The following is a 10,906-nucleotide window of genomic DNA, read 5'->3' on the forward strand; positions in this document are numbered from 1 at the left end:
TGGGGGCCGGTATCGTCGTGGGAACTGGATTTGGTGAAGACCTGCTGGAGCAGGGTCCTGATGCGTTTCTGCTGCTGACAGCGGACGGGACCATCGCCTTCGTGAATTCTGCCGCGGAACGGCTGTTCGGCTACCCCCGCCAGGAACTCCTCGGCGTCCAGCACACCATCCTGCTTTCGGAGGAAGCCCGCGGCGGTTTCCTGCGGGTCTTTGGCCGACTGGGCCGCAAGAGCAAGGCCGGCAGCCGGCCGTTCGCCGCCGTCGGCCGGCACCGGAACGGCTCGGAACTCGCCGTGGAGATCACGTGCGCGTTGGTGAGTGTCGGCGCCGGCACGGCCATGGCGGTAGCCGTCCGCGACGCCGAGCACCGCAAGGATTCCGATTCGGGCCGGCGGCTGGCAGTCTCGCTGCTGGACGCCACGCTGGAATCGACGTCGGACGGCATCGTGGTGGTCTCCAACGAGGGCCAAATCACCGGGATCAACGATCAGTACCTGAAACTGTGGGGCATGCCGCCGGAGCTGATCGCGGCCGAGGACCCCAACGCGCTGGTCCGCTTCATCGCGGACCAACTGGTGGACCCCGACTACTTCCTGCAGAAGGTCGCGGCGCTCTACGCCGATAGCCTGATGCAGAGCCACGACGTCCTGGAGTTCGCCGACGGCCGCACGGTAGAGGTGTACTCCCGCCCGCAAAGGGTGGCGGACGCGATCGTGGGACGGATCTGGAACTTCCGCGACATCACCTCACGCCGGCGCGCCCAGGACCAGGCCCGCCGCGCCATGGAGGAACTGGCCGAGCAGGCGGGCAAGCTCAAGGAACTGGCCTTCCAGGACCCGCTCACGGGCCTGGCCAACCGGATGCTCTTCAACGAACGGGCCGCCGCGGCGCTGCTCACGCCGGAACCGGTGCACGTGCTGCTCCTGGACCTGGACGACTTCAAGGAAGTCAACGACGTCCTGGGCCACCATGCCGGCGACGAGATGCTGGTGGAGATTTCCCGTCGGCTCCAGAACTGCGTGGGTCCGCATGGCACCGTCGCCCGGCTGGGCGGGGACGAGTTCGTGGTCCTCCTGGTGGGCTGCCGGGACGCCGACGCCGTGGCCCAGCGCGTGGTCAGCACGCTGAACGCACCGGTCTCCATCGAGGGGACGCTCATGCGGCCGGGGCTGAGCCTGGGTGTGGCATCGCGCGACGCCGGGACGGAGACGTCATCGGAGCTGCTGCGGCAGGCGGACCTGGCTATGTACGCGGCGAAGGAGGCCGGCAAGAACTGCTATGTGCACTTCCGGCCCGAGATGCTGGCGGCACTGCTGGAGCGCACCCAGCTCACGGCCGGGCTGCGGCGGGCGGTGGAGCTGGGGCAAATCACGGTCCACTACCAGCCCGTCATCTCCAGTGACCGGCTCGAGGTGGTGCAGTTCGAGGCCCTGGCCCGCTGGGAATGGGGAGGCGAGCTGATCCCGCCGGATGATTTCATCGAGACCGCGGAACGCAGCGGCCTGATCCGGGAGATCGGGGCCGAAGTGCTCAGGCGCAGCTGCACCGAGCTCGCCCCGTGGCTCGGCGAGGACCCGTTCCGGAGCCTGGCCGTCAACGTCTCCGGCGTGCAGCTGCAGCACCGCGATTTCGCCGAGCGTGTCCTGGACATTGCGGCGTGGAGCGGGGTGGACCCGCGCCAGCTGGTCCTGGAGGTGACCGAGAGCGTGTTCTTCGACGCCCACTCCCACGTGATCGGCCAGCTCGAGACCCTGCGCGAGGCCGGCATCCGGGTAGCCCTGGACGACTTCGGGACCGGCTATTCGTCGCTGGGCCGGCTCCAGGACCTGCCGGTGGATGTGGTGAAGATCGACAAGTCGTTCGTGTCCATGCTGCAGACCGGCGTCGAAAAGCTGCCCATCCTCACCTCCATGATCCACATGGCCCGGAGCCTGGGGCTGAAGGTCACCGCCGAGGGCATCGAGACGCCGGCCCAGGCCCGCTACCTCATGGACCATGGCTGCGATGCCCTGCAGGGTTTCCTCTTCTCCCGCCCGGTACCAGGGGCGGCCCGGCAGCGGGCCGTCGGCAGCTCGGTGGCGGCCATCGCTGACCTCGAGGGCGTGCCGCTGCCCGGGTAGGCTGTGCGGAAACTCGCGTCCGGCTTCCCAAGTTTTCCATAAGGCCCTGTCAGCACCATTGGGCCCTATCGCGAACTCGACGTGGAGGCACCGACCATGGATTCACGCTCACCCCTGATTTCCGGCCCTGTCCTGAGCCGGCGCCAGTTCGGACTGATCGTGGGGGGCGGCGCCTTCCTCCTGGTGGCGGGCGGCACCTACGGCGCCATCTCCCGAAGCGGTCCACAGGCTGCAACGCAACTGGATACCGCCTTTGGTGTCCTGTCGGTCACCCGGGCGGGCCGCCTGGCCCGGCTGAACGCCAAGGGCCAACAGGCATTCCGGTCACTCGAAAGCGCAGCCGCCCTGCTCGACGATCCCGGCTCCCTGGCCGCAGGCGCTAACCGGGCCGTCACGGGAAGTTTCGAACGGGCCGCGAACTCGACGAACCTCTCCGCCACTTCCCACGATCACGACCACGACGGCGCTCCACCGGAGGATCCCGGCTGGCCCCAGCCGTTCAACCAGACCTGGGGCGACGTCGTCCTCCTTGAGGTTGAACTCCGCAACTCCAGTCACGAACCCGTGCTCTTCAGCCCCGGCCAACTACGCCTCCGGCTGCTCCCGTCCGGAACCACCATCACTCCCCAGGACTTCGACCGCGGCCTGGGCACGGTAGACCCCGGGGCCGCAGAGCATCTCTGGATCAGCTACCTGGCACCCCATGACGCCCTCGCGATGGAACTGGAGTATGCGGAGCCGGAACACGATGGCACGGCCATCCTCCCCCTTCCGCCTCTGACCGTTAGCCAGGTGAAGTCATGAGCCCGCTCGACATCCACATCAATGACGGCTTCCTGCCCATGGTGGACGGAACCCGCGTCTACCACCGGGGGTTCGGTGACCGGCGGACGCTGGTGAACGATCCCAAGCCCAGCCTGGTCATCAGCCCGAGGGTGTTCCTGCGCAACGGATCGGTGGTGGCGAGTCGCACCTACCCCCTGAAGGCCACCCCTCCCCCGCTCGGACGCCCGGCACCGGCTGCCAAGGACCCTGCCAACCCCGGTGAATTCCTGGTCCGCCGCGCATTCTGGGCCAGCTTCTTCCCGGACCGGACGCTGATCGCCGAGACCGGCAGCACCATCAGCATCCGCGTCACCAATCACCTGGCCCAGCCGCACGCCCTGCAGTTCCTCAACGCGGGAGCGGGCAACAGCCACGTGAGCACCGGCGAGATCCGGCCCGGTCAAACCAAAACCTTGGTATTCCCGGCCCCCAAAGCAGGCACCTACCTCTACTGCGATCCTGGCGCCGATCCGGCCGATCCCACCGCCGACCCGGTTCAGCGCGTCCTGGGCCTCTTTGGTGCCTTGCTGGTCACGGATCCGGCCTCGCCGTGGCTGCCCATGCCCAACGGGCCGGAATTTGAACGCCAGTGGTTGTGGATGCTCCACAACGTTGACCCGGTCTGGGCCGGCATCGCGTCGCGCAACGGAACGGTGGATCCGGACAAGACGCCGGTGTATCCGCGGTATTTCACGCTCAACGGCCGCAGCGGCTTCCAGTCGCTGGCCGCGTCCACCGACGAGGCGCTGAACCGCGTCCGGGATGAGGACTCCCTGATGTCGGGCTCGGCCCGGCAGGTCGACGTCCGCAATTTCAGCCAGAGCGCCAGGGCAGGAACTGTGAGGACCGGCCAGTTGATGCGGTTCCTCAACGCCGGCGTCGTCCACCACCAGCTGCACTTTCATGGAAACCACCTCTGGACTGTCAACCGCAACGGGAGCATGTTTCCGCGTACCGGCGGAAGAATTGACGCGGACGGTCACGTGGTGCTGCAGCAGTGGGAGGACGTCATTGAAATGCACCCGCTGGACCGCAAGGACTCCATGCTCCCGTTGCGGCGGCCGCCGGATGTCATCGATGAGGTGTGGAACGCCCGGAACGAGGACTGGGACTACCCCATGCACTGCCATGCCGAGCCCTCCCAGGTAGCCAGGGGCGGCATGTATCCCGGCGGGCTGGTTGGCCACTGGACTGTAGCGGCGCCCGCGCCCGGAAGCACGGGCGCGGCCACGCACGAGCTCTTCCGCACCCAGGTGGATTTCAGCTCCCATCAGATGCACGAGGGAAGCCCCGAAACCGAGTTCCGCCAGAATCCAGACGTGGAACACGAGTTCAAGTTCTTCAACCGCGAAATGGTGTTCGACGACGGCGGCAAGTTCGAGATCTGGACCTTCGAGACCGAGAACTCCGGGCGGATCTTCCCCGCACCCCTGATCCGGCTCACCGAGGGGCAACTGTTCCACGGCACTGTCCGCCCGAGCAAGAAGGTCCACACTATCCACTGGCACGGCATCGAGCCGGATCCACGCAACGACGGCGTCGGCCACACCTCATTCGAGGTCTCGGGAAGCTACACCTATCAGTGGCGGCCGGAACGCGGGCAGCCTGGCAACCCGAACGTGGGTGCGTCCGGCACATATTTCTACCACTGCCACGTCAACACCACACTGCACGTGCAAATGGGCATGTTCGGCCCGCTCATCATCGACCCCCCGGTACACTCGGACTTTCCGGTGACCAAAGGCGCCAGACGGGCCTTCGTTGACGGTCCGGAATACGACATCGACACCGAGACCATCCTCGTCCCTTACTCCGTCGACCCCCGCTGGCACCTGCTCAACCACGCCGCCGGGCTCTCGGGCGAGGACGTTGGACTGGACAAGTTCAATCCCAAGAACTTCTACCTGCTGGGCGGCGAATTAGCCCGTCCCCCGAAAATCGAAGGCCCCATCAGCCTTACCCGCATCCGGGCCAAGAGGGCAGGAGGAGCCATCAAACCCACCCTGCTGCGGCTGCTCAATGCCAACTACTTCCCGGTCAACGTGCGCTTCACCGATTCCGCGGGCAAGCCGGTGGCCATGGCTGAACTCATCTCGCACGACGGACGGCCGTTCCGGGACACGTCCAACCCCACCGGACCGGCAGTGCCGATTTCTTCCACAGGCCCTCTGCGGTCCAGCCTGGTCAACTTCGGTGCCGCCGAGCGCTACGACATGCTTCTGCGCCCGCCGGCCCCCGGCACGTTCTGGCTCTACGTGGACCTGCTGGACTGGATCACCCAGGAGGTCCTCTTCACACGGAGGGTTCCAGTCGTCGTCGTCTAGTAGTCGGCGTCTAGTCGTCGGCGTTTTCGACGCCGTTCAGTCGCCACTGTCTAATCGTCGCCGTATTCGACGCCGTCCAGTCGTCACTGACTGGCAGTGGACCGCGACGTCGGCCCGGCGTACCGCCGCGGGTAGCCCGGCAGGCTGCCCGGGCAGGGCGTCAAATCGGGGCGCGCTCGACACATTTGGTGGCGGGATGATGCCCATCACGTTCGGTGAGCCGGCACGGCATATGATTCAGTCAGCGCAGTGCGCCTCGCTCTCCGCAAGGCGCCCGCTATCCGTATTCATTGCCTGGGGGGCTGTTAGACATCGTGGAAGCTGGTTTCGCACAACAACTGCTGGAGTACAGTCCGGACGCACTTTTGCTGGTGGGCCCGGACGGTTCCATTTCCTTCCTCAACCCGGCAGCGGAACGGCTCTTCGGCTACTCCCGCGCGCAGCTTATGGGCGCGGACCACAGCATGCTCCTGGCCGAGGCCTCGCGGGAGGAATTCCATGGCGTCCTGGCCGCGCTGGGCAAGGCCGCTGGCGGCCGCCCCCAGTTCACCGGCTCGGGCCGCCGAGCCGACGGCACCGAACTTCCGGTCGAAATCACGTGCTCCCTAGTCCCCGCCCCCGAAGGAACGGCCGACCCCGGAACGTCCGTGGCGCTCTCGATCCGCGGCACCGCCGGAGCGAACCCCGCAGGGAACCCTGGAACAAGCTCTGGCGCCGGCAACGCCAACCGGCCCCTCAGCGGCGACTTCATCCGCCGTCGTACTCCTGGTTCAGCGGGAGCTCCTGGCCTAGGCGGACTTCAGGGTGCCGCCGCACCCGCGGCGTTTGCCGGGCACGACGACGAACTCAGGGCCGGGTCCCTCCGCGACCCGCTGACGGCTCTGCCCAACGGCCCCCTCTTCAACGAGCGGCTCGCCGCGGCCCTGCGCCGCCCCGATCCGGTGGACATCCTCCTGCTGAACCTCGATGACTTCAGGCACCTCAATGACGTCCTGGGACGCTCGGCGGCCGATGAACTGCTGGTGGAGCTGGCCAGCAGGCTGCGCAACTGCGTCCGCCCGCACGACACCGTGGCCCGGCTGGGCGGCGACGAGTTCGCGGTGCTGCTGACCGAGTGCCTCAACGCGGACGCGGTGGCGAAACGGATCGCCGAGGCCCTCTACGCCCCTCTGCGCGTGGGAGGCTCCATGGTCCGGCCCGGTGTGAGCATGGGCCTGGCGTCGAAGTCGGGGCAGACGCTGGACGGGGCCGAACTGCTGCGGCAGGCCGACGCCGCCATGACCGCGGCGAAGGCTGCCGGGAAGAACACCTGGCTCCGCTTCCGGCCGGAAATGCTGAACACCGCGGCCCACAAGGTGGACGGCGATTCCGGGCTCCGGCGCGCCGTCGAGCTGGGCCAGATCTCGGTGCACTACCAGCCCGTAGTGTCGCCGGGCATCGGTTCGGTGGTGCAGTTCGAGGCGTTCGCCCGGTGGGAGCGGCACGGCCGGCTGGTGCCGCCCAACCAGTTCCTGCCCGTGGCGGAGCAGAGCGGCCTGATCCGCGAGATCGGCGATGAAGTCCTGCGCCGCGCCTGCGCCGAGATCCGGCCATGGCTGGCCGGCGACCCCGCGTACAGCGTCGCCGTGAATGTCTCGGGCCTGCAGTTCCAGCACCGGGACTTCGCCACGGACGTGCTCGCGATTGCCGCGTCCACCGGCGTTGACCCGCGCCAGCTCACCCTTGAACTGACGGAGAGTGTGTTCTTCGACGCCGCCTCGGACGTGCTGGGCCAGCTGCGGCAGCTGCGCGCGGCCGGCGTCCGGATTGCCATGGACGACTTCGGCACCGGATATTCCACGCTCGGCCGGCTCCAGGAACTGCCCCTGGACAACGTCAAGATCGACCGCTCCTTCGTGGCCATGATCAAAACCGGGCAGGAACAGCTCCCGTTCTTCGCCACCATGATCAACGCCGCGCAGGCCCTCGGACTGAAAGTCACGGCGGAAGGCATCGAGACCCCCGCGCAGGCCAAGTACCTGATGGACCGCGGCTGCGACTCCCTGCAGGGCTACCTGTTCGCCAAGCCCGCCCCCGCCAGCCACCTGGCCGGGACCATGGAGAGCGCCCTGACCGCCCTGGACAAGGTCGACGCCGCGGGGTAGCCGGCCGCCTGGCAGCCGTCCCGCCCGGCCGGTAGTGGGTTAAACATGTCGGGATCCCCGCCGTTGGCGAGGATCCCGTCAGTTCACGTCAGCGCTTTTCGCAGGCGATGCCGTCGTTGTCGCGGTCGAGGTCGTATTCGCCCCAGTGCCGCGCCCCGCCGTCGTTGTAGCTGTACAGGGTATTGTCGACCCGGAAGGTGGTGACCGGCTTTCCGGTGGTCTTGTCTTTCGCACCCTTGCGGCCGACGCCGTGCGGGTAGACCTTGTTGAGCTCCGTGCAGTTCTTGTACGACTTCGGCGCGGGCGCGGCGGATGCCGGCACGGCCGTGGCGCTCAGGACGACGGCGGCACCCGCCAGGGACGCAATAATCAGTTTCTTCAGGTGCACGTGTGAGAGCACTCCCCCCAATAGAAGCCCTCGGCCGCGAGTCGGCGAGGGGCAGGGATATGCTAACCCACGATTCCGGCGTAGGCGGGAAGGCTCAGGCGGTGAGGCTCACGTGATTTACTGCCGGCGGTCCAGCTTGTCGAGGTCCTGGGCCACCATCGCCTCGCTGCGCTGCCACAATGCCTTGGCCAGGCTGGCGTCGTAGGCTTGCTTGTTGGCCTTGGAGAGCGTCCGTTTGGCGTAGTAGGCGCCGGAGATCCAGTCGTGGCCCGGGGTGGCGTTGGCGAGCCACACAAGGGTGTCCGCGCCCTGGTGAGGCGTCAGCATGAAGCGCTTGAGGAAGGACGTGTAGGCCAGTCGCATGGGGCTTGTGGAGTCCGCCGCGAAGTTGGTGGCCACGCCGCCGGGGTGGAACGCCGCCGTCGAGATCCCCTCGGTGTTGTAGCGGTTGTGAAGCTCGGTGGTGAAGAGGATGTTGGCGAGCTTGGCGTTGCCGTACGCGCGGTTGGTGGAGTAGCTGCGGGCCGCGTCGAGGTCGTCAATGTCCAGCTTGCCGAACAGCGAATTCGCGACGCTCGAGGTGTTGATGACGGTGGCCTGGCTGGCGGCGAGGACGTCGATCAGCTCAGTGGTGAGCAGGAACGGTGCCAGATGGTTAACCTGGAAGGTTGTCTCGTGGCCGTCCACGGTCAGCTCGCGGGCTCCCATGATACCGCCGGCGTTGTTCGCCAGGACATCGATCTGCGGGTACTTTTCCTTCAGCTGCGCGGCCAGGGTGCGCACCTGGCCCAGATCGGCGAAGTCGCTGACAAAGAAGTCAGCGCCAATTTCGCTCGCGATCGTCTCGGTCTTCTGCGCGGAACGCCCGACGACGACCACGCGGTCCCCCTGCCGGGCGAAGGTCCGCGCGGCGGACGCTCCAATGCCGTCGCTGGCTCCGGTGATGACGATAGTGCGCTCGGGCATTGAGGTGTCCTTAGAACGAAAGCGTTGGTCTGGTCTTTTGGAATCCAGCCCCGTCAAATTCTAACGAGCCCAACCCGGAGAACGTTCCGGACGGCCCGGGTGCTGCCCGGGAGTCTGCTGGGAATCCCCTGCGGCACCTAGGTGCGCAGCACCTAAGTCCGCACCTAGATACGCAGCGGCGTCCGGAAACTCAGAGCCGTGCTGGCGTTCTGCAATTTCAGGCCGATGGCCAGCATTTCTTCGGTGGTCCGGAGAAGGGAGTAGTGGTTGTAGTTACCCTGGATGACGGTGCCGGGGACCACAGAAGGAGCCACCACGAAATTGGGTATCGGGGTATCTTCGTCAAAAAGTACGAATATCGCCGTTCGCCCTGCCCGGTAGCTTTGGCTGTTCAAGATAACCGGCATCCATTGCGAGAGCCAGGTGTCGCCCGTGGCGACGCTGCAGTCATGCATGTCATTGCAAACATTCGGCACCAGCACGGAAAAGTTCGGCAGAGTGTTATTAGCCAGGTCGCTTGCCAGTTGTCCCGCGCTCACGTTGCCCAGGGGCACATTGTTGACCGCGCATGCCGCCCTGTCCCCCGGACCTTGGTAGTAAACCTCAGGGTTGTGCCGCTCTGCATACAGGCCGGAGGCGCTCAAACGGCAGTTCGAGGGCATGTCCTCCATGTAACTCTTATAGGACTGGCCGGCCGTACGCACCTGCCGGAAGATGTTGTCGGCCGTAATCGGCGGCAGGCCGCTCGGGTTCGAATCGGAAGTAACGCCCTGGGTGCTGCCCGAGGTCATGGCCAGATAGCTCGGCAACGAGGGCAACCCCGTGCCTGCGTCACTCCACGTGGACACCGACGCGCACTGGCTCGCCTTCGTGCTCATGTACGGCGCGCTGGCGTTCCCGATGACCTGTGAATAGGTCTTGTTCTCAAAAATCACCCACATGACGTGGTCGTACTTCGCCGGCGCGACGGTCGCCGTGCCGCACGGGTTGGCTCCGGGAGGCGGAGGCGGAGGCGGCGGCGGGGGCGGAGGGGGCGGCGGCGTGGCATTAGTGGTGACAGTCAATCGAGGCCGTTGCGTGGTGACGGAAGACTCCTTGGAGCTGTAAATGACGCCGTCGGAGGATGTGGTGCTGATGCGGAACGAATACGTCCCGTCACCCTTAATCGCACCGAAGAGATCAAACTCAACAAAAGTGTTATCCGCAACAGCACCGTGCGAAGCCACGATCGGCGTTTCCGCAACGGGCGAGTTGTTGAAGGTGATCGTGTTTTCGCTCCAGGAGTTATTGAGGACCCGTCGGATCTGGCCGCCCGAGTTGGAGGGATCCGTGGCGAACAGCCTGAGCTTGGCGCCGGTCACGGTGCTGCCGGCAGTGCCGGAGACCGTGAACTTGAGGAAGATCATTTCTACCGGCGAATTATCAGCCTTCAGGCTTGTTGCCGTCCGGAAGTTAATGGTGGGGCTGTCACGCTTCACCACAGCATCTGCCGTAGTAGAAAAGGTAAACGTAGCGGCTTCTGCGGGGCCCGCAATAAGGGACATTGTGGCGGCCACCAGGAAAAAGACTGACGCCAGGGAAATCCATCGGCGACCCAAAGAGTACCGGCTAGACCGATGCCTTTTAGTACCGTTTTTGCCCAAGGCGAAACCGGGATCGACGCGCATCGTAGGACTCCTAGAGGGTCTGGACGACGCACCCTGCGCCTTAGTGGTTCGTAGGAATTCACACCCTAGCTTGCGCAAAAATGGCCCACAATGCCCGCGCCCGAAATAGCCGGCGGGCTAAAGGTATTCCCAAGGTTTCCAGCGCTTCAAGGCATCTCCGGGATCCACCGGGCTGTGGAGCTTGTGCCTGAACTGCCCGCCTGATTCATCAGCGGCCTTCTTCCCCAAGTAGCTCGCAGCAGGGGCCGTTTTGAAGGCCCAGAACGGCCCCTGCTGCTAGTCAGTTGGCGCGGCCCTGTGACTGGCAGCAGGGAAAAGGGGGTTTAAATGCGGGAGGACCCCCAACGTGGTTGGGGGTCCTCGACCGTTAATGGTGTTCCGGCGGTGACCTACTCTCCCACACCCTCCCGGGTGCAGTACCATCGGCGCTGTGGGTCTTAGCTTCCGGGTTCGGGATGGGACCGGGCGTTTC

General features: G+C 65.9%; 7 protein-coding genes and 1 rRNA gene. 4 read left to right on the plus strand and 4 right to left on the minus strand.

The window, feature by feature from the left end:
• The first annotated feature begins 17 nt into the window (after positions 1 to 17).
• The 4 genes from AC1DEM_RS07280 (at position 18) to AC1DEM_RS07295 (ending at position 7,413) form a co-directional block, all read left to right on the plus strand.
• The gene (locus AC1DEM_RS07280; protein ID WP_476883839.1) at positions 18 to 2,120 is read left to right on the plus strand and encodes a putative bifunctional diguanylate cyclase/phosphodiesterase; all 2,103 of its coding nucleotides are present in this window, start codon (positions 18 to 20) and stop codon (positions 2,118 to 2,120) included.
• Positions 2,121 to 2,216: 96 nt separating this feature from the next.
• A complete protein-coding gene (locus tag AC1DEM_RS07285; protein WP_476883840.1) occupies positions 2,217 to 2,924 on the plus strand; it encodes a hypothetical protein in 708 nt (235 codons plus the stop codon).
• On the plus strand, positions 2,921 to 5,269 hold the full coding sequence (locus AC1DEM_RS07290) for a multicopper oxidase domain-containing protein (RefSeq protein ID WP_476883841.1): 2,349 nt from the start codon (positions 2,921 to 2,923) through the stop codon (positions 5,267 to 5,269). The genes AC1DEM_RS07285 and AC1DEM_RS07290 overlap by 4 nt, the downstream gene beginning before the upstream one ends.
• 314 nt (positions 5,270 to 5,583) lie before the next feature.
• Entirely contained in the window at positions 5,584 to 7,413 is a 1,830-nt protein-coding gene (locus AC1DEM_RS07295) for a putative bifunctional diguanylate cyclase/phosphodiesterase (RefSeq protein WP_476883842.1), read from the plus strand.
• Between the two features lie 88 nt (positions 7,414 to 7,501).
• Here the strand turns inward: AC1DEM_RS07295 and AC1DEM_RS07300 are convergent, their stop codons facing one another.
• The 4 genes from AC1DEM_RS07300 to rrf form a co-directional block, all read right to left on the minus strand.
• Positions 7,502 to 7,801: an excalibur calcium-binding domain-containing protein gene (locus AC1DEM_RS07300; RefSeq protein WP_476883843.1), complete on the minus strand. Its 300-nt coding sequence runs from the start codon at positions 7,799 to 7,801 to the stop codon at positions 7,502 to 7,504.
• Between the two features lie 117 nt (positions 7,802 to 7,918).
• Positions 7,919 to 8,767 (minus strand): SDR family NAD(P)-dependent oxidoreductase, encoded by an 849-nt coding sequence (locus AC1DEM_RS07305; RefSeq protein WP_476883844.1) that lies wholly within the window; start codon positions 8,765 to 8,767, stop codon positions 7,919 to 7,921.
• Between the two features lie 164 nt (positions 8,768 to 8,931).
• Positions 8,932 to 10,434 carry a CBM96 family carbohydrate-binding protein gene (locus AC1DEM_RS07310; RefSeq protein WP_476883845.1) on the minus strand — a complete coding sequence of 501 codons (1,503 nt, stop codon included), beginning with the start codon at positions 10,432 to 10,434 and terminating at the stop codon, positions 8,932 to 8,934.
• A 376-nt stretch (positions 10,435 to 10,810) separates the two neighbouring features.
• A 5S ribosomal RNA gene (gene rrf, locus AC1DEM_RS07315) occupies positions 10,811 to 10,906 on the minus strand; the annotation flags it as partial.

Source organism: Arthrobacter sp. 05T420 (assembly GCF_056396305.1).

Bases quoted from the DNA above. Each gene is read 5' to 3' on its own strand.
- AC1DEM_RS07305 (WP_476883844.1), bottom strand. From the start codon at position 8,767: ATGCCCGAGCGCACTATCGTCATCACCGGAGCCAGCGACGGCATTGGA.
- AC1DEM_RS07310 (WP_476883845.1), bottom strand. From the start codon at position 10,434: ATGCGCGTCGATCCCGGTTTCGCCTTGGGCAAAAACGGTACTAAAAGG.
- AC1DEM_RS07290 (WP_476883841.1), top strand. From the start codon at position 2,921: ATGAGCCCGCTCGACATCCACATCAATGACGGCTTCCTGCCCATGGTG.
- AC1DEM_RS07285 (WP_476883840.1), top strand. From the start codon at position 2,217: ATGGATTCACGCTCACCCCTGATTTCCGGCCCTGTCCTGAGCCGGCGC.